Genomic DNA, 25,756 nt, shown 5'->3' on the forward strand with positions numbered 1-25,756 from the left:
AAATTGGCCGTTGTGGGATCGGACGCTGGGCAATCAGAGCCTGGAGTCCCAATAAAGAAAATAGAAACACGAAGACTAAACCTTTCCTGAACACTTTTTTGTGAATTTTTCCCGGATGTGACTTAGCAACATTTGCTTGTCTTCTGATTCAAATTTTGCTTCGATGGGAAGTACAAAAATCGGAATTTCCCCCAAAAATCCCCGATTTGACAAAGATTTAAGTTTGACTGCATCTTTTTCTGTAGTGAGTAAAACGGGCCTTTCACTTTTGTGTTTGTCCCCCATCTCTTGAATTTTATTGAGGTCACCGGCTTGATACTGGTGATGATCTGGAAAAGTTAGAACATCCAACAGTTTAAATCGACTTTTGCAATAAGAAATCAAAGGAAGGTCATTGGCCAAACCCGAAATCAGGATAATTGGCTCACGCAAGGGTTCAAAGTGATCCAGTGGGTAGGGATTTCCGTAGCCTATCTCTGAGAAAAAAACAGGTGTATCAGGTTTAATGTATGGCTTTAACCCGTGCCTGACTATTTGTTTTTGTGCCTGGGGCAGCTTTTCAGGACATTTCGTCACTACAATAATGTCAGCTCGTTTGGCACCATTTCGGCTTTCTCTCAATCGACCCATCGGCAATGGGAAGTCATTTGTAAAAAGGGACCCAAAAGGAGTCAGCAAACAATAAAAATCACCCTTCAACTTTCTGTGCTGAAAGGCATCATCCAATAGTACAATGTCGGTCATTGGAATACGGTGCGCAATTTTCTCCAAAGCGGAGACCCTGTCTTCTCCAACAAAAACAGGGATTTCAGCACCGAATTTTCGATAAATCTGGAGTGGCTCGTCACCAATTTCACAGGGCTCACTGTCTCCTTTTGCTTGAATAAATCCTTTAGTCTTTCTCCCATAACCCCGGCTGAGACTGGCCAATTTAACTTCATCTCTCAGGTTTTTAATCAGAAATTCAACCATTGGAGTCTTGCCTGTCCCTCCTACGCTGAGGTTTCCCACGATCAAGGTAGGAATGGGAGATTTGAAGCTTTTGAGAATTTGACGGTCATACAAAAAATTACGGACCTCAGTGATACCCCGAAATATCAGTGCAAAAGGAGCAAAAAGAAAGGCATACCACGGCATCGTCAGGAATTACTATTTTTGACCAAAGAAAAGAAAAATTATGGGATACAGGATTCAGGATGTTATTTCTTGTTTGGAACAGTTGGCCCCATCGGCGTATCAGGAAAACTACGACAATGCAAGCTTGATCTGCGGTGATCGAAATGCTAAATTGAAGGGCATGGTCTGCTCACTTGATTGTACAGAGGCTGTGGTAGACGAAGCAATTAGCTTAGGCGCAAATTTGATCATTGCCCATCACCCGATCGTATTTAAGGGAATGAAAAGTTTAACCGGACGCAATTACGTAGAGCGGACAGTGATCAAAGCAATCAAAAATGACATCGCCATATTTGCCATCCACACCAATCTGGATCACGTGGCATTAGGGGTAAACAAGCGAATTTGCGATCGGCTGGGGCTCATTAAAACCAAAATTCTCCAGCCAAAAAAGGAATTCCTCAACAAACTGGTATTCTTTGTCCCCTTGGAAGATAAAGGAAAGGTGCTGGACGCGGTTTTTGCAGCAGGAGCCGGACAAATCGGTGAATACAAGGATTGCTCCTTCCAGGTGGAAGGAATGGGTACCTTTACCCCTTCTGAAAATGCAAGACCACATATCGGGAAACCGGGAGTTCCACAATTTGAAAAGGAAGTGAGAATAGAGGTGATTTTACCCACTTACCAAAGCAGCCGGGTCATTTCGGCCATGAAGAAAGTGCATCCCTACGAAGAGGTCGCTTTCTATCTTAGCACCTTAGAAAATGAAAATCAGAAGGTTGGGGCAGGGATGATCGGTCAATTGGAAAACCCAATGGACGGGCATGAATTTTTAAATTATCTAAAGGAAAAAATGAACCTCAGGATACTTAAGTATACCGAATTGATTGATCGAAAAATAAGTAAGGTGGCTGTTTGCGGAGGGGCGGGAGTTTTTCTTCTCCCAGATGCCAAGCGATGCGGTGCAGACGTTTTTGTCACGGCTGATGTAAAGTATCACGAGTTTTTTGACGCAGAAGGTCAGCTTATCCTTTGCGATATCGGACATTACGAGAGTGAAATTTTCACAAAAGAATTACTTGGGGAGCATTTGTCACAAAATTTCCCTAATATTGCACTCTATTTGACAAAAGTAGTTACTAATCCCACATCCTACCGATAGTACATGGAAAGTACAGTAGCACAAAAACTAGAAGCTATCTACAACCTTCAACTCATAGATTCAAGACTAGATGCCATCGTAAAAGTAAGAGGAGCACTCCCTGAGGAAGTGCAAGATCTTGAAGATGAGATAGCAGGCTACGAAACCCGACTCGACAAATTCAAAACTGACATTGGATCTTTCGAGGACGAAATCAAACGTTTTAAGGAAAACATCAAGGAGTCCGAAAAGCTGATCAAAAAGTATCAGGACCAGCAGATGAACGTACGAAACAATCGTGAGTACGATGCCATCACCAAAGAATTGGAACTTCAGGATCTTGAAATACAGGTTTCCAAAAAGAAAATCTCTGAAGCTGGTATGAAAATCGATCAGAAGAAGGTCGATTTGGAAGAGCTGAATGATTTAATGAAAGATCGCCAAAAAGATCTTGATTTAAAGAAAAATGAGCTTGACACCATTGTTTCCGAAAGCGAATCCGAAGAAGGCAAACTTCAGGCTGACCGAGACAAAGCGATGAAAAAAGTAGATGACAGACTTGTAAAGTCATATACTAAAATCAGAGCAAATGCCAAGAATGGTCTTGGTGTAGTTATGGTTAAAAGAGGTGCATGCGGAGGTTGTTTCAACACTGTCCCACCTCAAAGACAAGCAGACATCCGAGAGAAGAAAAAACTTATCGTTTGCGAGCATTGTGGACGAATCCTAGCAGGGGTAGAAGATGAAGTTGAGGAGGAAAACACAAAGGCCAAAAGAAGATCCGCTAAGGCTTAATTGTTAAAATTTTATAGAAATCCCCGAAAATAAAATTTCGGGGATTTTTTTGTGTCCATTTTTTTTGCTTTGTCGTAAGCATAAACACTATATTGATGCTATGAAAAAAATTGTAACACTTCTTTTTGCCATGCTTTGCTGCGTTTCGGTATTCGCAAAGGATCCTGAATCCAAAACTTTTTTGGTGATTTTCAAAAGCAAAGAATTAAAAGAAAGCAAAACCACGATCAGGGAAATTGAATCCCAATTTTCTTCTTTCTTTACCACCAAGCATTATTCCGGAAATTCCGAATTGGCTTTGACAATTGAAATCCCAAGCTGCGATTTCGATAAGTGTTTTCTGGGGGAATTTCTTATCAACCTCCAAGACGGGAATAAAATCCAACTCCAACACCTTGCCTTCCGACTTTTTGATCTTACAGAAAACAAAAACCTATACCAATCATACCTCTCCATGTATGAGGAGAAACTTACCGCCAAGAAAAAAGCAGCAAAAACTTCTAGGTCTTAATCAAAGTCTTAAGGTGCTCTTGGCTATTAAATTTTTTAACCGTAAAGGTGTTATCCGATAACTGTTCAAGCTGGTAAAGGCACAGGTTGTTATGCTCAAACTGATCCATATACCTCATGTCGTAGTTAAGAATAAGGCTAAGGAAAATCCGCATTGCCCTTCCATGCATACATACGAGGATATTTTCACCTGAACCATTTAAGATTATTTCAATCCCCCTTCTCATTCGCTCAGCTACCTTGGTTGGGCTTTCCCCCCCAGCTATTGCATAATCCAAATTCCCCTGTTGCCACTGATGCAGCATGTGGCGATAATATTCCCCTTCTTCAGGAGTCATTGGCGTACCTTCGTAGTCACCCCATGAGATCTCGTTGAGTTCTGACAATGCCCTAGTGGGAATTCCCAAGTCAATAAATTGCTGGATGGATTGCTTAGTCCTGATCAGTGCAGAGTGATAAATCTGATCAAAAGCGACATCCTTGTATGATTGAAAAAAGGCATTAGCCTGTGCTTGGCCCGTCGCATTTATTGGCGCGTCTATTCCACTACCCTGCACTACTCCTTGGAGATTGAAGTCAGTTTGCCCATGTCTGACCAGGTAAATTTTTTTTAGATTCAAGTTTCTCTATTTTTGTTCGGAGTCCAAATAAACTTTATTCAGCCCATATTTTAATGATTTTTCTATCTCAACCATCCCTTGATCAACTCAATTTCACGAGAGAAGAAACTTTGGTGAATCATTTGGGTATAGAATTTACCGGCATCGGTCAAGATTATCTTGAGGCTACGATGCCCGTAGATCATCGAACCAAGCAGCCTATGGGATTGTTACATGGGGGAGCAAACGTTGTTTTGGCCGAGACATTGGGAAGCGTGGCTTCATCGCTCACTTTAGATCTCACAAAATTTAGCTGTGTTGGATTGGAAATCAATGCGAACCACCTCAAATCAGTAAGAGAAGGAACTGTGAAAGGCGTCGCTAGACCTATTCATATCGGAAGGACAACACAGGTTTGGGAGATAAAAATTTTCAATGAAGCAAGACAGTTGTGCTGCATTAGCAGAATAACGATGGCCATTTTAGAAAAAAAATGAACGAAACGGCAAATTTAACAGGCACGACTCAATCCGAAATTTTGGATTTCCTTTTTCTTAAGGGTTTTACCTCAGGTGGTTCATTTGCGATTTGGAGGAAACCCCTATCTAAAAAACTGGAATTTCTCCTGGACGACCAAGAAATCCCTTACAAAGTAGATTTAGCTTTTGAGGAGCTTCCAGCGGGGTTTATCGTCCATCCGTTTGCAGATCAGGAAGATAAAAAGGCCTATTTCATCAAGTCAACCAGATATTTTAGCTTTATCCTTGATCAGGAAACAGTAAAAGAGGATTTGCCTGAGTGGGTCAAATCTTCCGAAGATCAATCGCTGACTTCCATAAAAGCAGCGATCAATCACCTGGTCAGAAAAAAATCTGAAGCTTCGTGCTCTGAAAATCTTCAGGCTGATGAAAAGAGTCATTTCATGCGTCTTGTTCAGCATGGAGTGGAAGCGATCGATGCAGGAAAGCTTGAAAAAGTAGTCCCCGCCCGTACCAAGTTGATTTCAGTTCCGGAAAATTTTGATCTTGGAAATGCACTTCTACAGATGCTTCAAGCTTACCCTAATTCCTTTGTTAATTTTTTCCACATTCCCAAGGTAGGCACTTGGGTTGGAGCCAGCCCCGAAACCTTGATCAAAACGGGGGGTGACCATTTTTACACCATGGCCCTTGCCGGAACTCAAAAAGCAATTGGTGAACATCCTCTCAAATCAGCGGCATGGACACAGAAAGAGATCGAGGAACAGGCTTTGGTATGCCGCTATATTGTGGACTGCTTTAAAAAGATCCGTCTGAGGGAATACGAAGAGCATGGCCCCAAAACAATCATGGCCGGAAATCTCCTTCATCTCAGGACTGACTTTAAAGTAGACATGAAAGCCACCAGATTTCCTCAGTTGGGCTCTGTCATGTTGGATTTATTACATCCGACATCTGCTGTTTGCGGGATGCCGAGAAAAGAAGCACATGAATTCTTGCAAGAAAATGAAGGTTTTGACCGCTCATTTTTTGCCGGATTTCTCGGCCCGGTAAATATTGAAGGCGAAACATCAATTTTTGTAAATCTCCGAACTGCTTCATTCAAAGGGGAAAAGGCAATTCTCTATGCGGGTGCAGGAGTGACAGAAGATTCTGATCCCGAAAAAGAATGGGAGGAAACTGAACTCAAATGCCAGATCATCGGAAAATTCATCCAAACACCATCCACTTGATTATCCAGCCCATCTTAGACCTTGTCGCAATTTGCGCAAAAAAAGGAATCGAACATGCTATCCTTTCTCCGGGTTCGCGTTGTGCTCCCTTGACATTGGCATTTGTACGTCATCCTGATATACATGCCCGAACCATCTCCGATGAACGTTCGGCTGCATTCATGGCGCTTGGGATGGCCCAGCAACTCGGACAGCCGGTGGTGTTGGTTTGTACTTCTGGTTCGGCAGCGTTAAATTATTATCCGGCAATCGCAGAGGCTTTTTTCCAACAGGTTCCACTTTTAATTCTGACAGCAGACCGGCCACCTGAATGGGTTGATCAATGGGATGGACAGACGATTTTTCAAGCGGATGTCTATGGCAAACATGTTAAAAAAAGCTTCCAATTTCCAGATTCATTTGCAAATGAAGCCCAAGTTTGGCATGCCGGGCGAATCGTAAATGAAGCAATTAATCTTGCCAAGCTATTTCCAGCAGGTCCGGTCCACATTAATATTCCACTTCGTGAGCCCTTTTATCCTGCGGAAGCTGAGAAGTTTGTTTTCCCGGATCATCCGCGTGAATTTACTAGCGTCACCAGCCAAACTCAACTCAGCGAGGAAAGTCTAAAGCATATCAAAAACAGACTGAATGAAGTCAAGCGGCTTGTAATCGTTCCCGGTCAACAAAAACCAAATGCACAGATTCAATCGCTTTTGAATGAATTGGCAACAAACAAAAAAGCCGTAGTAATTACAGATTCTATATCCAACCTGCAGGGAGATCACTGCATCAACCTCCATGATCATTGGCTGGGGAATGAAAATCTTCACCAGGATTTAGCACCGGATTTGGTGATCAGCTTTGGCAAATCAGTGATTTCAAAGTCGCTAAAGCAATTTCTGAGAAAATCAGAAGCATCCCATTGGCATATTCAGGCAGATGGGCAGGCCAAAGACACCTACCAGCGACTCACCCGTATTTTGGCCTGTTCCCCTGCTGCATTTTTGAATTGGCTCCTTCTACATCTTCCCCTTCAAAGTCAGGATTATTTCTCAAAATGGAGTAGTCTGGAAACTAAGGTTAATCAAGCTCTCCCTCAAGTATTCGAAACCACTGAATTTGGCGAGTATCCTGCCTTATTTTTCCTCCTGAAAAAAATACCCCCGTTTTCTAAAATTCACTTGGCTAATAGCATGGCGGTTCGTTATGTTAATTTTCTTGGGAAAAGAAATCAGGAAATCATCTGTAACCGTGGCACAAGCGGAATTGACGGTTCGAACAGTACAGCGGTAGGCTGCACCTTCACCACCAAAGAACCAGTCACTCTGATTACCGGAGATATGGCATTCTTTTATGACAGGAATGCATTTTGGCACAATTACACCACGCCCAATTTGCGGATTGTGGTGCTCAATAATCATGCGGGAGGGATTTTTAGATTAATCGACGGGCCAGCTGCACAGCCTGAACTGGAGGAATTCTTTGAAACCAAACAGCAGCTTTCCGCAAATCATCTTGCGGAAGAATTTGGATTTTTCTACCTCAAAGTGACGAGCATGGAGGAATTAAAAACTTCATTGAGCGACTTTTATGAACCCTCTATCCACCCAAAAATCCTTGAAATTGAAACTTCCAGTTCCAAAAACGCGGAGCTTTTGAAGGAAATTAAAGGAAAGATTAGAGCGGTCTTGGATGAATCCTGATTGAATTATCGGCTTGTTTATTTCTTCTGAAAAACCCGGATGTAATCTACTTTCATTTCCTGAGGGAAAACTGTACTTGCATCAGGACTACCGGGCCAGATTCCACCCACGGCCACATTTAGGACAAAAAAGAAAGGTTTGTGAAATTCATCCAAGCCCGGAGGAGTGATGTCTATGACGTGGTATTGAACACCATCAAGCAGCCACACGATTTTTTGCTGATCCCAATTGATCGAAAAGACATGAAACTCATCATTAAAGATCCCAAAGGGCAACTTGGTGCTCCCTCCATAATTTGCATAGTTTCCGTTATTGTCCCAATGAACTGTCCCGTGGACTGTCCCGTCTTGGTTGTCTTTACTGCCACCGATCATTTCCATGATGTCAATCTCTCCACACTTCGGCCAGCTGACCTCAGAGATATTTTCGCCCAACATCCAAAGCGCAGGCCACAAACCTTGTCCTTTGGGGAGTTTTGCCCGGATATCTATTCTGCCATAAGTGAAGAATTTATTTCCTTTGGTGATCAGCCTTGATGAGGTATAATTTCTGCTCCCTGCATTTTCCCGTTTGGCAGTGATGGTCAGATTGCCATTTTGCAGGCTTGTATTTTCTTTTTTGTAATACTCCAGCTCTTGATTTCCCCATCCACATAGACTCGGACAGCCATCCCCCAGTTCAAATATCCAATCAGAGGAAAGCACTGAACCGTTGAATTCATCTGCCCAAACTAAATTATACCCATCATAATTAGATGGACTGCTATATCCTGTATTTGGATCCAAACCCAAGGCGGCGGCATTCAAACTTACTGTTTGAGAAGAAACCACAAAATCGGTCTCAGAAGAATGAGCCTGAACAACCAGAATAAACTCGCCTCTTTGGGTGTAAGTATGAGTAGCTGAATTTCCCTCAACTCTTCGCAATGACTCCCCAGCAGAACCGAAGTTCACTTTAAAAAAAACAGCATCATCTGCTGTGAAATTGGCTTTGACAAGTCCATTTCCGAGAAGATCTACAGAAACAAGTAAGTTATCAGGCAATTTTTTTGGATCATCTGTGGGATCTTCTGAGCAGGAGGAAAATAAGATTAGGCTAAAAAAGAGGCTAAGTAATTGAATTCCCCGATTCATGACGTGTGATTTATGCCATGAATATAATCGAATATAACTTAAGATGAAATCGAGCCTGCCTGAGGCAGAAAGGCATGACTAAAAAGTCACACACTGGGATGATTATCGACCATGCGAGATTCCCTGTCCGACTACAGGCGGGCATGGGGCCTCAAAGAAAAAATTATAAACACATGAAATGCCCATGAGAAAGGCTTCTCACACAGGGGAATGATTATCCGGGGCATTCCATCTGACCATTAAAAAACAAAATATAAACAGATGAAAGTCAGTCGACTATTCGCTCGGCGTTGAAATCGGGAGAAGAAGATCTCCCGATTTTATTTATTGCCCAGATCATTAATCCCAATTGCCCTATTTCGAAAAGTGTCAATGGAATAAGTCCAAAAATCACTCCTACCCCTGAGAATATCAAGATTCCGGCGATAAGTCCCAAAGCACCCACGATTTGCGGAATGTTAGACCAGCGTTTTTTGTAAGTGAGATATCCAATTCCCATGAAGGCATAACAAAAGCCAAAGGAAATCAACTTGACTAAATAGTAATCCTCCAAAGTCAATTGACCCGTAATAAGTCCATAGCAATCTATAGAATACCAGATCAGATTCGCTCCGATCATTGTCCAAAGCGAAATTTTCAGAATCAAATTCGGGATGAAAGATTCCAGTCTAATCCATCCATATAAAAAGGCGACATAAGTGAGGAAGGTGCCGATTTTTACACCAATAAATGCTGAAGCATCAGCATTGGGTCCGTTTTCGATCCATTCGTATTCCATCCCTATTTCGAAAAAGGCCAGAAAAAAATAAATCAATCCTGCTGCGAAGGCAAAGTAAAGGTATGCCGGGACTTTTTTGTCTTCATCCACGAAGCCATTTTTAAGTTCCTCCCACTTGAAGTCCAGGGCTTCAAACAATGCCTTTATTGTATAACTCCTTGGAGTCACCTCCCCTGCTTCGATGCGCTGAATCGTGCGCACGTTCAGGTTGCATTTTTCGACGAGTTCTTCCTGCGTCAGTCCTTTGGCTTTTCTCAGTTCAGAGATTTTTCTGCCCAATTCCGGTTGCTTCATAAGTAGTAGATTTTGATTAACCATGGCAAGATCTGGGATTGGATTTTGACTTTGGACGTACAGGAGTCGGTTTTAACCCGACATTCGCCCGACATTTGATTTTAGGGTTAAAATAGGGGAATTTGCGATGCGATTGAAAAATTTGAAAATTCAAAAATTGCAATGCTTCGGCTCCGCTCAGCACAAGGATTGGAAAATTTGGCCACCCAATCTTTTAAATTAGAGGTAGCACTTTGATCAGAGCAGGGTTGCGATTTACTGGCTTCCAAATCACCGAAAGCTCGGTAAACTGTGGGATTCCGGGAATTTCCATAAACCGCACCTTCAGGTCATAGCCTTCTTTCAGGGAAGTCGGAACAATCGCCACGCCCAATCCATTTTCCACCAATCGAAATATCGTCAGTGCATGAACCGATTTATGACGGATTTTTGGCGAAAAGCCGGAATCCTTACAAATACTCAAAATCTGCTCGTAGTAATAATTGGAGTAATCACTCGAAAACAGGATGAAAGAATCGTCCCTAAACTGGGAAATAGATTTGAAATCCTGAACAGGGATCGGATGACTTTCAGGAACGACCAGGGAAAATGAATCTCTCAAAACCGGCTTCATCACCAAATCATCGGGAACAGAAGCCAATCGGACAAAACCCATATCCAGCTTATCCTTTTGGATCATTTCTACCTGCATGGCATTGCTCAGCTCCTCCAAACTTGTGGTGATCAAGGGTTGCTCCGAGTTGAGCTTTGTCAACAGATCAGGCAAGACCCGATTGGATGCCGAACCCAGAAAGCCGATTCGAAGTTCCCCTACTTTCCCTGAATCAATCAGCTTCAATTGGTTTTTGGCAGACTCCAGATGATTGATCACAAAATCGACTTCATCCTTAAAATATACCCCTGCTACGGTCAATTCAACGTGTTTTTTATCCCGCTCGAAAAGCTGCACTCCCAACAATTCCTCCAACTGCTTGATCTGTCTACTGAGTCCTGGTTGGGAAATATACAGCCGTTCGGCAGCTTTCCGATAGTTTAACTCTTCGGCCACTGCCTGAAAGTAAAGTAAATGCCTGAGCTCCATTGATACCTGCCAGTTATTGAATACTGACAAAAATAGTATCAATAAGCATCAAAAAGAAGCAGTAATTTTGAATAAACCTTTGAGGTCATGAAGACCTCGAATGTTTTAGACTATAATTTATGCCTCTGTCTGTATCCTCACAGACCGAAATGTTCTGATTCTGCCCCGGTTTGTATCTTCAAAATTCTGAAATTCTAACAGCGTAAATAATCCTTCGAGGTTTCTGAAGACCTCAAAGGATTTCTCACAATCATGAAAACCTTCCACTACGGCCAAGACCTCCTCAGCTCCTCCATCGCCCTGAGGCTTGCCAGAAAAGAAATCAATGGCGTTTTTAGTCATGAAACCATTCAAAAGGTGAAAGCCTCATCGGATGCTGTCGCAAAAATCGCTCAGGGTGAAAAGGCCGTCTACGGCATCAATACGGGTTTTGGTCCACTCTGCACCACAAGAATTTCGTCAGCAGACACGACAACTTTGCAGGAAAATCTCCTGAAAAGCCATGCCGTCGGAGTTGGCGAATACATACCTGAGGAAATCTCTCGCTTGATGCTCGTGCTGAAAATCCAAGCCTTAGCCCAGGGGTTTTCAGGAATTCGGTTGGAGACGCTGGAACGAATTCTTTGGATGTTGGAAAATGATGTGATCCCGGTTGTTCCCGAACAAGGTTCTGTCGGGGCATCGGGAGATTTGGCACCGCTTTCCCATTTGTTTTTACCCCTGATCGGTTTGGGAAAAGTCCACTTCAAAGGGACCATTCAAAAAGCCGGGGAGATATTGGAAAAACTTGACAAGTCTCCGCTCCAGTTGGGCCCAAAAGAAGGGCTTGCCTTGATCAACGGAACGCAGTTTATGGCAGCTTTTGGTGTCAAAATAGTGGATAGGCTACACAACCTTCTGACCCACGCCAATATCACGGGTGCGATGATGATTGAAGGATTGATGGGCTCGATCAAGCCATTTACAGCAGAATTACATCAATTGCGTCCATTTGTGGGAAACCAGCATGTAGCACAAACTATCCTGAATCTCCTTCACGAATCCGAAATCGTCAATTCGCATCTCAATTGCGCGCGTGTTCAGGATCCATACTCCCTTCGCTGCATGCCGCAGGTGCATGGGGCAAGTTGGAATGCATGGCTTCACCTCAAAGACTGCATTGAAACTGAGATAAATTCTGTGACGGACAACCCCGTGGTTTTTGATGCTGAAAACACCATCTCCGGCGGAAATTTTCATGGGCAACCCATTGCTCTGCCCCTCGATTATGCCTGTTTGGCTGCCTCAGAGCTAGGGAATATTTCTGATCGCCGAATTTACCTTTCCATCGAAGGTGATACGCCTGGAGTACCCAAGCTCTTACTGAAAGAAACGGGGTTAAATTCAGGCCTGATGATCCCTCAATACACTACAGCGGCTCTGGCTTCAGAAAATAAAGGCCTTTGTTTTCCTGCATCGGCAGATTCCATTCCTACTTCCCTTGGGCAGGAAGATCATGTCAGCATGGGAAGTATCGGAGCCCGAAAAGCGCTGCGGGTGATTGGCAATGTGGAGAAAATCCTGGGGATCGAGCTCTTTTATGCTGCTCAGGCGATGGATTATCATGCGCCTATGAAGTCAGGCGAAATTCTGACTGCGATCTATGAGCGGGTGCGAAAAGACATTGATCCGGTAGTATCCGATCGGATTCTTTACGAGGACATGGAGACTGCTATTGATCTGGTCAAGAGTGGGGAATTGGTAGCTTTGGCAAGGCAGGTGGCTGAATCGGAAGGCTTGGCTTTTGAGACGGAATGGAGCGTTCTATTTAGCTATTAAAAAAGCTCACAGATGCCGCAGATTATCACAGATCCAGACTAAATCCTTGTAAATCTGTGGCATCTGTGAGAGAGAACAAAGTGAATGAAGGATACAAAATGGTGGCTGAATCGGAAGGCTTGGCTTTTGAGACTGAGTGGAGTGAGAAATTTAATTATTAAAATGTACCGCTGATTTCCGCAGAAAAAGTCGCAGATCTGCGGAGATCAGCGAATATAAAATCCGCGATAATCTGCGGGAAAAAAGAAAAATGAAAAAACTAATCGGCCCGATCACCCAAGTCCTCACCATGGAAAGGCTTCCTCTCAAAGGAGCTTTGAAAGACGAGCAATTAGAAATCCTGGAAAATGCTGGGATCCTGATCGAAGGAGAGAAAATCCTGGAGGTCGGTTCCTGGCAAAGCCTCAAGAAAGAATTTCCTCAAGCGGAGCTTTTTGAGCTGGAAGGGAATTTTGTCGCCATGCCCGGTCTCATCGATTGCCATACCCATAGCTGCTTTGGCGGTTCGCGAGCCGGAGATTTTGCGATGCGCAATGCAGGCAAAACCTATCTGGAAATCGCCCAAGCCGGCGGCGGAATCTGGGACACGGTCACCCAAACCCGAAAACTGAGACTGGAAGAATTGGCAGAGAAAACAGTATTAAATGCAAATCGCCACCTTTCGGATGGAGTCACTACAATCGAAGTAAAGAGTGGCTATGGACTTTCGGTTGAGGAAGAGTTGAAAATGCTTCGTGCAATCCAACTTGCCAATCAATCAACACCTGCCGATCTGATTTCAACTTGCCTTGCCGCGCACATGAAACCGAGGGATTACGAGGGAACGAATTCAGAATACCTTCAGCACATCTCATCCGAACTTTTTCCAATTCTTAAAACCGAAAAATTGACCAATCGCATCGATGCCTTTGTGGAGAAAAGCGCATTTTCCCCGGAAGAAATTGCTCCTTATTTCAAAAAAGCAAGGGAAATGGGTTTTGATCTTACTGTTCATGCGGATCAATTTACAACCGGAGGATCTAAAGTGGCTGTAGAATTCGGCGCGCTTTCAGCAGATCACCTTGAGGCTTCCACAGCCAGCGAAATTTGGCTTTTGACCACTTCAAACACCATCTCAGTTGCCCTACCCGGAGCCTCAATCGGCCTGGGTTGCACCTTTACCCCTGCTCGAAAACTCCTCGATCAAGGAGGGGCTTTGGCAATTGCATCAGATTGGAATCCAGGCTCGGCTCCAATGGGAGATCTACTCGCTCAAGCTTCCATTTTGGCTACCTTCGAAAAACTAAGTGCTGCAGAAGTCCTGGCAGGAATCACATTCCGCGCGGCCGCGGCTTTGGGTTTGGAAGACAGAGGAAAATTGAAAGCAGGATTGTTGGCAGATTTTGTACTTTTCCCAACGGCCGACTATCGGGAAATTCTCTACCACCAGGGTAAGATGAAGCCGGAGATGGTGTGGAAGATTGGAAGTCTGGAGGGTGGGAAGCTTGGAGGCAGGGAAGAATGAGGAAAAGACGTAAGACATTAGAAAATAGACATAAGTATCAAGTCAAGACAGTAAGTAGTGATTTGTAAGTGGTCAAAAAGTGAAAAATCAGGTAAAAACAAAAATCCTGAAATAGAGCAATGAGGTTAAAATTCGGCCCGTAAATCAAAATTCGTAAATCCCATGCAGGATCAAATCAAGCAAGGTATTCCTACTTTTCTTCCTCCGAAAAAGAATCGGAATCCAAATTTTTCCCATGCTCCCAAACGAAAGGACATTCTTTCTTCTGATGAGAAAAAACTGGCTCTGCGAAATGCCCTGCGCTATTTCCCGAAGGAGTGGCATGTTGAATTGGCCGCTGAGTTTTTAAAAGAGTTAATAGAGTTTGGGCGCATCTACATGTATCGTTTTATTCCGGATTACCAGATATATGCCCGGCCGATTTCTGAATATCCGGCCCAATCCAGGCAAGCCGCAGCCATCATGCTGATGATTCAAAACAATCTGGATCCCAAAGTAGCACAGCACCCCGAGGAACTGATCACATACGGTGGAAACGGGGCGGTTTTCCAAAATTGGGCGCAATACCTGCTGACCATGAAATACCTGTCCGAAATGACAGGGGAACAGACATTACATATTTATTCCGGGCATCCCATGGGGCTATTCCCCTCTTCGAAGGAGGCCCCAAGAGTGATCGTGACCAATGGAATGATGATTCCCAACTACTCCAAACCCGACGATTGGGAGCGGTACAATGCGCTTGGAGTTACCCAATATGGACAAATGACCGCAGGTTCATACATGTACATTGGCCCACAGGGTATCGTTCATGGAACCACTATTACAGTAATGAATGCCTTCCGAAAAAAGCTAAAACCCGGAGAAAGTCCCAATGGAAAAATCTTCCTGACAGCGGGGCTTGGTGGTATGAGCGGAGCACAACCCAAGGCAGGTACTATTGCGGGATGCGTGACTGTATGTGCTGAAGTCAACCCTGAAGCTGCCCGAAAACGCCATGAACAGGGCTGGGTGGATGAACTGATCGAGGATTTGGATGAATTGGTAGCAAGAGTGAAACAGGCTAAGCTTGGGAAAGAAGCAATGTCTCTCGCATTTTTGGGAAATATCGTCGATGTCTGGGAACGATTTGATGTCGAAAACATCTTCGTAGAATTGGGTTCAGATCAGACCTCCCTGCACAACCCCTGGTCTGGAGGCTACTATCCTGCAGGGCTTTCTTTCGAAGAATCCAATCTGCTCATGGCGGAAAATCCTGCGAAGTTTAAGGGAAAAGTACAAGAATCCCTTCGTCGTCAGGCAGCTGTGATCAATCGACATGCGGCCCAGGGAACTTACTTTTTCGATTACGGCAATGCCTTTTTACTAGAAGCCTCTCGGGCTGGTGCGGATGTGATGACGGAAAATGGGATAGACTTTAGATATCCCAGCTATGTGCAGGACATCTTGGGTCCAATGTGTTTTGACTACGGATTTGGGCCTTTTCGATGGGTTTGCACTTCGGGAGATGCCAAGGATCTTCAGAAAACAGATCAGATCGCCGCATCAGTTTTGAAAAAAATCATGAAAGATGCGCCCGAATCCATTTCCCAACAGATGCAGGACAACATCACCTGGATCGAGGAAGCGGAAAAGAACAACTTGGTGGTCGGATCCCAAGCGCGAATTCTCTACGCCGATGCCGAAGGCCGTACGGAAATCGCCCAAGCCTTCAATCAAGCAATCCAATCGGGAGAAATCTCCGCACCGATTGTATTGGGACGGGATCACCATGATGTCAGCGGGACAGATTCCCCCTATCGGGAAACCAGCAATATCTACGACGGAAGCCGGTTCACGGCCGATATGGCCATTCACAACGTGATCGGGGACAGCTTTCGCGGCGCGACCTGGGTTTCCATCCACAACGGAGGCGGAGTGGGTTGGGGCGAGGTGATCAACGGAGGTTTTGGATTGGTTTTGGACGGAAGTGCGGAATCCGAAAGACGATTAAAATCCATGCTTTTCTACGATGTCAACAACGGAATTGCCCGGCGAGCCTGGGCAAGAAATCCGGGTTCTTTGGAAGCCATACAGCGGGAAATGGACCGCAGTCCGGGGCTGAAGGTGACCATTCCGAATTTGGTAGAAGAAAAGGTCTTAAATTTTATCGACTTTATTTCATAACTCAAAAATCAATTCCTGATGGATTATTTTCGATCATGATTATCCGCAATTCTGCCAGTAAGAAAAAATGAGGTATGAAGATGGCGGATAATCGTCCACAGACGACAGTCAACTGTCCACGGCTCGTTTTTTGGAACTTCAAAACTTAATTTATTTGGCTACTGGTAGGAAAGCGGATCTACAGATTTTCGATATATTTGATTAAAAGGAATTGCCATGTTAACAAAATCTTTGGTTACTAAACAACTCGAAAAACTACCCAACGAATTCACCTTGGATGATCTGGTAGAGCAATTGATCCTAGTTCAAAAAATTGAAAAGGGACTGAAAGATTCTGATGAAAACAAGGTTATTTCAGAAGAGGAATTGGACACTGAAATTGAAAAATGGTTCAAATAAAATGGACGGATCAGGCAGTTTTGGATTTGAAAGAAATCGCTGATTATATAAGCAGGGATTCTAAAAAATATGCAAAGCATCAAATTCAAAGCATCAAGCAACGAACTCAGATTTTAAAGAAAAACCCATTTTCTGGTCAAATTTTAGACTTTTTCAATCATCCTGAAGTAAGACAGCTCGTAGAAGGGAACTATTTGATTATTTATAGGATAAAAAGTGAATTAAGGATTGACATAGTTTCCATCCATCATACATCAAGAGACCTCGCGAAAAGGAAGTTGGAGCTTTAACCCAAATTCAAGTATAAAAATCTGATTTAAAAAATGACAACTTTTCCAAAGTTCTAAACTTTGGAAAAGTTTTGCTACTCAATCCTCCGAAAACACCTCCTCCAAATCCAGTTCAAAGCCCGAAAGTACAGAGGATCCAACTTTTTGGCCTGAAGTAAAAAGTCGGGAGGGCTGGTATTTTCCATTGATCAAAGAATAGATTAACAGTGAACATTCCATGGGATATATTATCCAATATTCCCGAACTCCAAACTCCTCATAGAGTTCATATTTATTCTGAAGTTCTACACGGCTGTTACCCTGAGAAAGAATTTCCACAATCAAATCCGGCGCACCAAAACAGCCTTTATCATCCAATTTAGAAGGATCACAAATCACCGAGATATCTGGCTGAACCACTGAATCAACTTTTCTATCCTCTTGATTTTTGGAAAAGCGTACATCAAATGGTGCTGCGTAAATTTTGCATTTTTGGCCCAATAAAAAATTCCCAAGAATTCGAGATAAATTCAAAGAAACCTCTTGATGCTTTCTACTTGGTGCAGCTGCTTTTTTAAAAACCTTTCCCTTGATCAACTCTACAATTTCCTCAAAGTCCCATTTGAGGTAATCCGCGTAGGTATAGCCAGCAAAAGAATCATTGGACTCCTGAAAAGTATCCAGGTCTATGTTTTCTTTTTGGGGAATTCGATACGGTTTCATGATGCTTTCCACTTTTGCCAATAAAATTAACAGACAACTTTCCTTAAGTTAGTGCAAAATAAAAGTTGATCAAATCCAATACACATGAACCTGCATCAAAATCCCTCTCCATTTCATTGGTCTGGCCGAAAATCTGATCAAATTGAATATTGGCATCAAGCCATCCAACCTGTAGCAAACCTGAAACTCAGGGAAGATCCGATTAAAAAAATTGGAATTTTAGGGTACTCAGGAGAAGAAGGTGTCATCCGAAATCAAGGTCGGATCGGGACTATTGAAGGCCCGTCAGCCATCAGGAAAATGCTTGGCTCTGTGGCACTGCATTTACCTGAAAAACTACCCTTATTGGATTACGGAGATATTTTCACCTTAGATCAAGACATGGAAGCCTCCCATGACCTGATATCAAAAACCACTTTCGACCTCCTTACTACCAATCATTTTCCGGTTTTTCTGGGAGGTGGTCATGATTTGGCCTATGCCCATGGAAGGGGAGCTTTAAAATTTGTAAAAGGGAAAGGTGAAAAACTGGGAATTATCAACTTGGACGCTCATTTTGACCTTCGTCCCAAGGTCAAAGACAAAGGACACTCCGGATCTCCTTTTCTACAGCTTGCCGAAGAAAACCCGGATGATTTCAACTATTTGGCTTTGGGAATTCAACGCGCCGCAAACCCCCGTTCACTTTTTGAAGCAGCAGAAAAATTCAAAGCACGGTATATCGTCATGGAGGATTTTAGACTTCACAACTGGGAATACATCGAGGAGCAGATCATCTGGTTTATCGATTCGGTCAATAAAATCTACCTCAGCATTGACCTGGACGGGTTTTCATCGGCATTTGCGCCGGGAGTCTCTGCCCCATCGCCTATGGGTTTCAATCCTCAGATAGCATTCAAAGTGTTTGAACTGATTGTGAAAAGCAAAAAGCTGATCAGTTTGGACGTGGTAGAACTCAACCCACAATTTGATCAGGACAATGCTACGGCAAGACTGGCGGCTAGATCGATAGAGTACATTGTGAGGAAAGTTTTTTCTTAAGTCAAAAAAGAGAGTCTGACTTTTTTGTAGTGTCAGTCCGAGTACCCGACAGACGGGAGTCTAGAGGTTCGAGGACCTTTCGAACTGCCCAACTCTCGTTGGTCAGGCGCACTAATGACAGATTGCGTTAAATTTTGTTTTTCCTAATTATTCAAAATTATATTATGATTTCATGAAGTGTGATTTGTCGCCATTAAGCAGTTAATTCTGGTTCTAAGTTTAGGTTAGGTTATTCTTTTTCTTCGTTCTTTTGGCTTAACCCAGGAACTAGCGTATAAAAACAGTCCAGTGGACAGTTTTAGCTAGTAGCCAGGTGTAGGGGAGGAAAAAGGTCAAGATTTGCGCCACCCTGCAAGCTGGCCCCTCGCTAAATCTCTCCACTGGAGAGATTCTCAACACTCGGTCCTCACCGCACTGGGCCGAACGTTGTCTCGCTAGCAAATCCTCCCACCGCGCCCTTCCGATCGATGTTTTGTTTACGCAGGCTAAATCAAACGTAGTTTTACATTTATTGACTTATTTGGTGTGAAAAACCCCGTCATTTCCTTTTTGTATGTTCCCGGAATATTTAAGACTCAAAGTGACACTAAAAAGCCCTTTAAGAGAAATTCTTCATGATTTTCTTTCCCTCAGGGAATCCACTTGATGTTTTTAAAGTTCGGTTTTCGTTTCTCCAAAAAGGCATTTCTGCCTTCGATTGCCTCCTCAGTTCCATAAGCCAGTCGGGTCGCTTCTCCGGCAAAAACCTGCTGTCCTACCATTCCGTCGTCGGTTAGGTTCATGGCAAATTTAAGCATCTTGATCGAAGTCGGTGATTTGGCCAGGATCTCCTGAGCCCATTCATATGCCGTGGATTCGAGTTCAGCATGTGGAATCACCGCATTGACCATTCCCATATCGTATGCTTCCTGTGCGGAATAGTTTCTCCCCAAAAAGAAGATTTCGCGGGCTTTCTTCTGCCCAACCATTTTTGCCAAATAGGCACTGCCGTATCCCCCGTCAAAGCTGGTGACATCCGCATCAGTTTGCTTAAAAATTGCGTGCTCCTTGCTGGCCAAGGTCAAATCACACACGACATGAAGGCTGTGCCCTCCTCCTACTGCCCAACCCGGAACCACCGCAATCACTACTTTTGGCATAAATCGAATCAAGCGCTGTACTTCAAGGATATTCAATCGGTGATAACCGTCCTCCCCCACGTACCCCTTATTTCCACGGGCCCGCTGATCTCCACCTGAGCAAAATGCCCAACCTCCGTCTTTTGAAGAAGGCCCTTCTCCACTTAATAGAACGACCCCTATCGAGGTGTCCTCCTGCGCATTGTAAAAAGCATCGTAAAGTTCGGCTGTGGTCTTTGGACGAAAAGCATTTCTTACTTCGGGTCGGTTAAAAGCAATCCGAGCGACTCCATTACACTTTTTGTAGGTGATATCCTCGTATTCCTTGGCAGTAATCCACTCCATGGTGTTCATTTTGTTTAAAATTTCGATTTTTGTGCAAGATAACAGCCTTGCCTGAAAATTGTTAAAGAGGTATGGCCAAGTCTGTAAAAGTCCAAAACCAAAAACTTTCGATGTTCCAACTTCATTTCAATAATCAGATTTTTCAAAGAAAAGAAGATTTCGAAATGGAGGGTAAAGGCTTTCCGGAATTTGTGGAGGCTGCGTTTACCTTTTGCAAAGCTTGGTTATCCGGGCAGGAAATATTCCTTCAACAAACCTCCGGTTCGACAGGAATTCCAAAGGAAACAGAACTCACCCGAACCCAAATGCTGGCAAGCGCCGAGGCTACAGGAGCTTTTTTTGGGACAAATTCTGAAACCCAACTTCTTTGCTGCCTCAATTCAGCATACATCGCAGGCAAAATGATGTTGGTTCGTGCAATGCTTTGGGATTGTCCGATTTCGCTGGTGGAGCCAAAGTCCAATCCATTTCAGGATTTACCAAAGGATTTTTCACCCGATTTCATAGCTATGGTTCCGCTTCAGGTGGAAACTTGTCTTGAAGATTTTCAGACTTTGGTCAAACTCAAAAAAGTATCCAATCTGATCATTGGTGGTGCGCCGGTTTCCCAAAATCTAAAAACACGCCTGATGGAAAACAACATTTCAGCTTGGCAAACTTATGGGATGACTGAGACGGTATCTCATATTGCCTTAGCCAAAATCGAAACAGGAGACTCACACTATCACACACTTCCCGAGGTGGAAATAGGACAGGATGAACGTGGTGCACTTTGGATCAAATCACCGATGAGTAGGCTGGACAAAATTCAATCGAATGATCTGGTGGAATTGACCACAAAAACCAGTTTTTATTGGCTTGGTCGGGCAGATTTCGTGATTAATTCAGGAGGAATAAAGCTTCATCCGGAATTGCTGGAGCAAAAATCGGAGTCATTGATTCGGGAATTTTTCCCGGATAGCCGATTTTTCTTTTTTGGAGAAAAGGATAAAATACTTGGAGAAAGACTGATTTTGATTTTGGAAAATACCGAGCCGAACGAAGAACTGGCGAAACTTTTGCAAGAAAGAACAAAGTCCCGATTGGGGAATTTTGAAACTCCAAAAAAAATCTATTTTCTTCCTGCTTTTATTGAAACTGAAAGTGGAAAAATCAACCGCTTGATGACTTTCAACCAAATATGAGTTCAATCCTTTTGAATATTCTTGCAATAGTCCTATACCTCAGTTTTCTGCAGCATTCAGGAGAAATTGACCTGCAGGTCCAAGGTGCAAAATCAGATAAAGGAGTAGTCAGGATTTTGATTTTCGATTCTAAAAAAGGCTATCCTGATCAAGTGCAATTGGCTGTGAGATCCTTTTCCGTTCCATTATCAGAACGAAAATGCAAGATCAAAATCAGTGGCCTGAAGCCAGGAAAATATTCAATTGCAGTATTTCACGATGAGGATGAAAACGGAAGCATCAATACCAATCCATTTGGATATCCTATCGAAAAATATGGATTCTCCAATAATGCCAAAGCCTATTTTGGGCCTCCTGACTACGAAAAGACGGTTTTTGAGCTTAAGGATAACCGAAAAGCGATTGTGATTAATCTCCGTTAGTCGATATTCCTAAACCATCCCGTGATGCTGATTCGCTCTTTTTTGGTGGGTAACACTTCGTGGGGGATTTCACCGCTGAGAAAAATCACCAATCTGCCGCCCACAGGCAACACGTCTTCGATGAGTTCCGAACCATCCTCCTGAGGAATATACATTCTCAAGGCCCCTTCCTCATCCTGAGTCCAGGAATCATTCAGATACAATATTACGGTGACTACCCTGTGTGGAACAGCTTGAAACTGATCCAGGTGTCGTTTATAAAAAGACCCGATAGGGTATCTTGCAAAATGTCCTTCGAAAGACCTCAATCCCAGAAAGCAGTTTTGATTCAGGGCTTTTCGGATTTCTTCCAATTTTTCCCAATAAGCAGCCTGTAAGGGGCTCAAATCATCGGCATCCATCCAATGCACCTCATCACCTCGGATTTCCGTCCGGACTTGCTTCTGCCCTCCTTTTCCCACAGCAGCATGGCGGAATTTCCCCTGACCGAGCAGCTGCATCTGTTCCGCGAGTAAGGCGCTTTGAAACTCCTTGTCGACGAAATTATCGACAATGACATAGGATTTCTGATATATCTCTGCAGAAATATGATCGAGCTGCTCTTCCATGGATTTTTGTTTGGAGCGCAAAATAACCACTAAATTGACCGAAAAACCATACTTTTGCGCAAAGCTTACGCAATGACATCAACAAAAAACAGCATCACGGGTCTGGTTTTGGAATACGACTCAGGAATTATCCCCCCTCCTTACAGCCATGTTTTTCGTTTGGCCTTAGATTGGTCGAGTGGTGACTTGAGTACAGTTTTGGATCTACACTATACAGAGCGGGAAGAGCTGAGTGAAGAGGAGATTTTTGACGAAGGCTTTACCCCAAATGACGATTACAGCCACAAGGGCACCTTGAATTCGGTATGGATCAAGCCTTTGCTACAACTGTATGAAACAACCCGCTGGTCGAGCAAAGAAATCGAAGACGGAGGAATAACCGTGACACCCCTGGAAAAAGGGAAAGATGAGGGTGTGAAAATCCCTTCCAATCAAGAAGAATGGCAATTGATGGCGCAAGATCTAATTCAGGCCATCTATGAAACCGTCAAAAAAGAAGCCCCACTTAAAATCGATTACCGACAAGTCGAAGGAGATCAAATCACCGACTGTAGCCTAACCGTTCATTTTTCGGTTCGGGAAGTCATTTTTGAAAAAAAAGGAGCTTCTCGTGTGGTCAATTGGGAATATGCCATTCAATTGATAAAGATCGTATTCACGCCCGACTATCACTATGAATTGGCAAAAGAAGAAGCGGGAACTAAGCGAGGCGCTTACATCAATTGCGGAGATGGCTATTGGCACGAACTTGGAAAAGGAGTCATGAATATTGATCCAAGTTTTGATGCCGTTAAGAAAATCAGGACGGGTTTTGCTGATTTAATCGAAGGAGAATAATCCTCCATATTTGCATTTAATTACCTGATTTATTTATCTTTAGATAGGTATATATTGGCTTTTTTTATGGGAAATGGAAAAATTTTTATAAGCTACCGTCGCGAGGACACCTCAGGTGAATCAGGAAGACTTAAGGATAAGTTGGAACAGATATTCGGTCAAGAGAATATCTTTTACGATGTTGAGACGCTGGAGGCAGGATTGAATTTTGACCAATCGATCGCCAAAGCACTAAATGACAGTAAGGTTCTTTTGGCCATGATTGGCCCGCATTGGCTAAAAGTAAGCGACTCAACTGGCACAAAGCGGATTCAAAAGCCGGACGATTGGGTCAGAAAAGAAATAGCAGAGGCTTTAAAAAGAGAACTAAGGGTTATTCCAGTGCTTGTAAACGGAGCGGAAATGCCTGATTCGGATGAACTTCCGGATGATTTGAAAGAGCTGTCACTCAAACATGCCCAAGAATTAACCAGTTCGAGATGGAATTATGATGTAGGCAAATTGACTGAGGTTCTCGAAAAACTAATTACAAAAAAACCGGAGCCTACACCAGAACCGCGTCCAACTCCAAGACCTTTTGTCCCCCCTATTTCCAAGCCAAAAAGTTGGTGGGCAAGAAACTACTTGTGGGCTTTGGGCGGAATTGTGGGATTTTTGATACTGGTTGGAATGTGCGTTCCTGAGGAGAACATTTATCCCGATCCCTTTACCATTGAAAACACAGATGTAGGAACTGAAAATAAAGCGGATATCAGAACCGAAAATCCGGGTGGGGACGACATTTACAACAGTCTTCAGTTGGACAGCAAAGATCCTGCGCCCACTCAGCCTAAAGTGGATTCCCCTGATTATTTTGACATTTCAGGCTATTGGATTCTCCAGGATCTTCAGGGAAACCAATCCACACTTGCTTTTTCACAGAACGGATCGGAATTCGCATTTTATGAATACAACATCCTAAACGTACAAATCGGCTATGGTTCGGGACGGATCGAAGGAAACAAGCTGAATTCCGACTACTTTAATTCTTTTGTCGGGATTGGTGGGCAAATCCAAATGAGTACAGGCAATTCAGGAAAAAGCTGGACTGGCCAGGTGATTTTCCCATCTGCAGGTTCCTCATCTCAAATAACACTGACAAGAAACTAGCCTTTGATTTTCCTGAGATCTGCATGAATATCCCGGATCATTTCACCGAGATCATCCAGCGTGAGAGGTTTCTTTTTATCACCGGGATTGGGAAAATCGGTGCTGATAAACGCTTTAGCTTCCCATATTTCCAGAACATGTTCACCACGAACTTCATAGGGCTTGTAGTGCTCATTGTCAGAGACTAAAAACAGCTTTCCGTTCTCTTCCAAATAATTGAAGACCCGTTTGTAAACAACCCCTTCTGTCTGAGTGACTAGGACATAGGTTTTACCACTTTTGATTTGCTTCAATTGATCCACATATCCACCGATCACGATCGTACCGGGAACCAGCGGAAGCATTGAGTCGCCGGAAAGTTCGAAAGCCCTATAAGTAGCCTGTCGCGAAAGATTGGGTAGATGAAACTGTGGGAGTGTCTCCATGTACTCCGGATCCGCAAAACCATTCAGATATCCGGCTGAGGCTTTTTGACCTACTAGGGTAATATTTTCCTTATCGGAATCATCTGCAGCGATGGTGAGTATATTGATTCCGCGATTCTGAATAGCCTTTCTTCCCAACTTTTCAATGTCATGCTCAAGAAGTTCCTCCACTCCAACCCCAAGGATATCACCCAATTTTTGCAGGGTAGCCAGCTTAGGTTCAGACCTACCGTCTTCATAAGCCGAGATCATGGTGCGCTGCACATCCAGTTGGTCTGCCAGATCATTTTGGGTGATATTTTTTTGCTTGCGCAGAAAACGAAGATTTGATGCCAGGTAACTCATGCCGAAAAGAGGTAAAAATTAGGGTCATCAGATGAAGGAGACAAGGGGAAAAACGGATTCAAATTCATTGTGGCCATTCTTCTTTTTTCGAGGCGATTCTTTATTTCCTCAATTATATCACCTACAGGCTTAGGCTCTGTAACAAGCAAATACCCATACTGAGGCCGTTGCTCATCTTCTACAAAAAACTTAACCTGACAATTGCCCGAAGCTAGAGTCTTGGTGGTGATGCTGATTTTTTCTGCTGATTCCATAACTGATTCATATAACGCCAGCTAAGATAGAAATGTTGCTATTATAAACATTCAAACTACTTAAAAATAAACAAATATTTCTGACATCATTTGTCATAGTTTTCTCAAACTTCTAAATCGGACATTTTTGATATGTTAGTAATTGATTTTTTAGTCGAGTAGGTAAGGGGAATTTCACCCCAAACCTCTCACAGCACCGTGCGTGATAGTCTCTCCGCCGCGGCGGACGCTTCCAAAGTTAGGCCTCCTTTTCTTACCAAGAGTTGGTGGTACCAGTTGCCAGTGAGCAAAAAGATTTGGCTTTCC

Annotated in this window: 26 protein-coding genes; 16 read left to right on the forward strand and 10 right to left on the reverse strand. The window is 43.4% G+C overall.

Annotated features, from left to right (window positions below):
• Positions 1–75 precede the first annotated feature (75 nt).
• Positions 76–1,137, reverse strand: a complete 1,062-nt coding sequence (gene lpxK / locus BLQ81_RS13145; protein ID WP_092730727.1) for a tetraacyldisaccharide 4'-kinase — start codon at positions 1,135–1,137, stop codon at positions 76–78.
• A 40-nt stretch (positions 1,138–1,177) separates the two neighbouring features.
• On the opposite strand from lpxK, the gene BLQ81_RS13150 reads away from it, so the two are divergent.
• The 3 genes from BLQ81_RS13150 (at position 1,178) to BLQ81_RS13160 (ending at position 3,563) form a co-directional block, all read left to right on the forward strand.
• Entirely contained in the window at positions 1,178–2,278 is a 1,101-nt protein-coding gene (locus BLQ81_RS13150; protein ID WP_092730729.1) for a Nif3-like dinuclear metal center hexameric protein, read from the forward strand.
• A 3-nt stretch (positions 2,279–2,281) separates the two neighbouring features.
• Positions 2,282–3,052, forward strand: coding sequence for a zinc ribbon domain-containing protein (locus BLQ81_RS13155; protein ID WP_092730731.1), 771 nt, complete (start codon positions 2,282–2,284; stop codon positions 3,050–3,052).
• Between the two features lie 100 nt (positions 3,053–3,152).
• Positions 3,153–3,563, forward strand: coding sequence for a hypothetical protein (locus BLQ81_RS13160; protein WP_092730733.1), 411 nt, complete (start codon positions 3,153–3,155; stop codon positions 3,561–3,563).
• Here the strand turns inward: BLQ81_RS13160 and BLQ81_RS13165 are convergent.
• Positions 3,553–4,182: a histidine phosphatase family protein gene (locus tag BLQ81_RS13165; protein WP_092730735.1), complete on the reverse strand. Its 630-nt coding sequence runs from the start codon at positions 4,180–4,182 to the stop codon at positions 3,553–3,555. The two genes, BLQ81_RS13160 and BLQ81_RS13165, sit on opposite strands and share 11 nt — an antisense overlap.
• A 53-nt stretch (positions 4,183–4,235) precedes the next feature.
• Between BLQ81_RS13165 and BLQ81_RS13170 the strand changes: the two genes are divergently transcribed.
• Genes BLQ81_RS13170 through menD form a run of 3 tightly spaced genes read left to right on the forward strand, consistent with a single transcriptional unit; the run spans position 4,236 to position 7,557 of the window.
• On the forward strand, positions 4,236–4,658 hold the full coding sequence (locus tag BLQ81_RS13170) for a hotdog fold thioesterase (protein ID WP_092730737.1): 423 nt from the start codon (positions 4,236–4,238) through the stop codon (positions 4,656–4,658).
• Complete coding sequence (locus tag BLQ81_RS13175; RefSeq protein ID WP_092730739.1) at positions 4,655–5,872, forward strand: chorismate-binding protein; 1,218 nt, start codon at positions 4,655–4,657, stop codon at positions 5,870–5,872. Before BLQ81_RS13170 ends, BLQ81_RS13175 begins: the two co-directional genes overlap by 4 nt.
• Positions 5,830–7,557, forward strand: a complete 1,728-nt coding sequence (menD, locus tag BLQ81_RS13180; RefSeq protein WP_245693263.1) for a 2-succinyl-5-enolpyruvyl-6-hydroxy-3-cyclohexene-1-carboxylic-acid synthase — start codon at positions 5,830–5,832, stop codon at positions 7,555–7,557. Before BLQ81_RS13175 ends, menD begins: the two co-directional genes overlap by 43 nt.
• Positions 7,558–7,574: 17 nt before the next feature.
• Here the strand turns inward: menD and BLQ81_RS13185 are convergent, their stop codons facing one another.
• The 3 genes from BLQ81_RS13185 to BLQ81_RS13195 form a co-directional block, all read right to left on the reverse strand.
• The gene (locus BLQ81_RS13185; RefSeq protein ID WP_092730741.1) at positions 7,575–8,690 is read right to left on the reverse strand and encodes a glycoside hydrolase family 16 protein; all 1,116 of its coding nucleotides are present in this window, start codon (positions 8,688–8,690) and stop codon (positions 7,575–7,577) included.
• Positions 8,691–8,958: 268 nt separating this feature from the next.
• On the reverse strand, positions 8,959–9,762 hold the full coding sequence (locus BLQ81_RS13190; RefSeq protein ID WP_217636666.1) for a helix-turn-helix domain-containing protein: 804 nt from the start codon (positions 9,760–9,762) through the stop codon (positions 8,959–8,961).
• Between the two features lie 214 nt (positions 9,763–9,976).
• Positions 9,977–10,843 (reverse strand): LysR family transcriptional regulator, encoded by an 867-nt coding sequence (locus BLQ81_RS13195; protein WP_092730745.1) that lies wholly within the window; start codon positions 10,841–10,843, stop codon positions 9,977–9,979.
• A 252-nt stretch (positions 10,844–11,095) separates the two neighbouring features.
• On the opposite strand from BLQ81_RS13195, the gene hutH reads away from it, so the two are divergent.
• From hutH to BLQ81_RS13220, 5 genes are all read left to right on the forward strand, one after another.
• Positions 11,096–12,661, forward strand: coding sequence for a histidine ammonia-lyase (gene hutH / locus BLQ81_RS13200; RefSeq protein ID WP_092730747.1), 1,566 nt, complete (start codon positions 11,096–11,098; stop codon positions 12,659–12,661).
• 250 nt (positions 12,662–12,911) lie between these two features.
• Entirely contained in the window at positions 12,912–14,165 is a 1,254-nt protein-coding gene (hutI, locus tag BLQ81_RS13205) for an imidazolonepropionase (RefSeq protein ID WP_092730749.1), read from the forward strand.
• Positions 14,166–14,327: 162 nt separating this feature from the next.
• Positions 14,328–16,331 carry a urocanate hydratase gene (locus BLQ81_RS13210; RefSeq protein WP_092730751.1) on the forward strand — a complete coding sequence of 668 codons (2,004 nt, stop codon included), beginning with the start codon at positions 14,328–14,330 and terminating at the stop codon, positions 16,329–16,331.
• Between the two features lie 231 nt (positions 16,332–16,562).
• Positions 16,563–16,730, forward strand: coding sequence for a hypothetical protein (locus BLQ81_RS13215; RefSeq protein ID WP_217636667.1), 168 nt, complete (start codon positions 16,563–16,565; stop codon positions 16,728–16,730).
• Positions 16,718–17,020 (forward strand): type II toxin-antitoxin system RelE/ParE family toxin, encoded by a 303-nt coding sequence (locus BLQ81_RS13220; protein WP_092730755.1) that lies wholly within the window; start codon positions 16,718–16,720, stop codon positions 17,018–17,020. Before BLQ81_RS13215 ends, BLQ81_RS13220 begins: the two co-directional genes overlap by 13 nt.
• Before the next feature lie 78 nt (positions 17,021–17,098).
• On the opposite strand, the gene BLQ81_RS13225 is transcribed toward BLQ81_RS13220, so the two are convergent.
• Positions 17,099–17,722: a Uma2 family endonuclease gene (locus BLQ81_RS13225; protein ID WP_092730788.1), complete on the reverse strand. Its 624-nt coding sequence runs from the start codon at positions 17,720–17,722 to the stop codon at positions 17,099–17,101.
• 84 nt (positions 17,723–17,806) lie between these two features.
• Here BLQ81_RS13225 and hutG point away from each other — a divergent pair, with 84 nt between their 5' ends.
• On the forward strand, positions 17,807–18,763 hold the full coding sequence (hutG, locus tag BLQ81_RS13230) for a formimidoylglutamase (protein WP_092730757.1): 957 nt from the start codon (positions 17,807–17,809) through the stop codon (positions 18,761–18,763).
• 629 nt (positions 18,764–19,392) lie between these two features.
• Here hutG and BLQ81_RS13235 read toward each other — a convergent pair.
• Complete coding sequence (locus tag BLQ81_RS13235; RefSeq protein WP_092730790.1) at positions 19,393–20,226, reverse strand: 1,4-dihydroxy-2-naphthoyl-CoA synthase; 834 nt, start codon at positions 20,224–20,226, stop codon at positions 19,393–19,395.
• Positions 20,227–20,297: 71 nt separating this feature from the next.
• Between BLQ81_RS13235 and BLQ81_RS13240 the strand changes: the two genes are divergently transcribed.
• Both BLQ81_RS13240 and BLQ81_RS13245 read left to right on the forward strand, forming a co-directional pair.
• Positions 20,298–21,410 carry an AMP-binding protein gene (locus BLQ81_RS13240; protein ID WP_092730759.1) on the forward strand — a complete coding sequence of 371 codons (1,113 nt, stop codon included), beginning with the start codon at positions 20,298–20,300 and terminating at the stop codon, positions 21,408–21,410.
• A complete protein-coding gene (locus BLQ81_RS13245; RefSeq protein ID WP_092730761.1) occupies positions 21,407–21,832 on the forward strand; it encodes a DUF2141 domain-containing protein in 426 nt (141 codons plus the stop codon). The genes BLQ81_RS13240 and BLQ81_RS13245 overlap by 4 nt, the downstream gene beginning before the upstream one ends.
• Here the strand turns inward: BLQ81_RS13245 and BLQ81_RS13250 are convergent.
• Positions 21,829–22,440 carry a 2OG-Fe(II) oxygenase gene (locus BLQ81_RS13250; RefSeq protein WP_092730763.1) on the reverse strand — a complete coding sequence of 204 codons (612 nt, stop codon included), beginning with the start codon at positions 22,438–22,440 and terminating at the stop codon, positions 21,829–21,831. The genes BLQ81_RS13245 and BLQ81_RS13250 overlap by 4 nt on opposite strands.
• Positions 22,441–22,512: 72 nt before the next feature.
• Between BLQ81_RS13250 and BLQ81_RS13255 the strand changes: the two genes are divergently transcribed.
• Both BLQ81_RS13255 and BLQ81_RS13260 read left to right on the forward strand, forming a co-directional pair.
• Entirely contained in the window at positions 22,513–23,277 is a 765-nt protein-coding gene (locus tag BLQ81_RS13255; protein ID WP_092730765.1) for a hypothetical protein, read from the forward strand.
• A 66-nt stretch (positions 23,278–23,343) separates the two neighbouring features.
• Complete coding sequence (locus BLQ81_RS13260; RefSeq protein ID WP_092730767.1) at positions 23,344–24,426, forward strand: toll/interleukin-1 receptor domain-containing protein; 1,083 nt, start codon at positions 23,344–23,346, stop codon at positions 24,424–24,426.
• Here BLQ81_RS13260 and BLQ81_RS13265 read toward each other — a convergent pair.
• Together BLQ81_RS13265 and BLQ81_RS13270 are read right to left on the reverse strand one after the other, a co-directional pair.
• Entirely contained in the window at positions 24,423–25,196 is a 774-nt protein-coding gene (locus BLQ81_RS13265; protein ID WP_092730769.1) for an XRE family transcriptional regulator, read from the reverse strand. The two genes, BLQ81_RS13260 and BLQ81_RS13265, sit on opposite strands and share 4 nt — an antisense overlap.
• Entirely contained in the window at positions 25,193–25,450 is a 258-nt protein-coding gene (locus BLQ81_RS13270) for a hypothetical protein (RefSeq protein ID WP_092730771.1), read from the reverse strand. The genes BLQ81_RS13265 and BLQ81_RS13270 overlap by 4 nt, the downstream gene beginning before the upstream one ends.
• Positions 25,451–25,756: the final 306 nt, after the last annotated feature.

This window comes from Algoriphagus alkaliphilus, from assembly GCF_900103735.1.
Lineage (GTDB): Bacteria > Bacteroidota > Bacteroidia > Cytophagales > Cyclobacteriaceae > Algoriphagus > Algoriphagus alkaliphilus.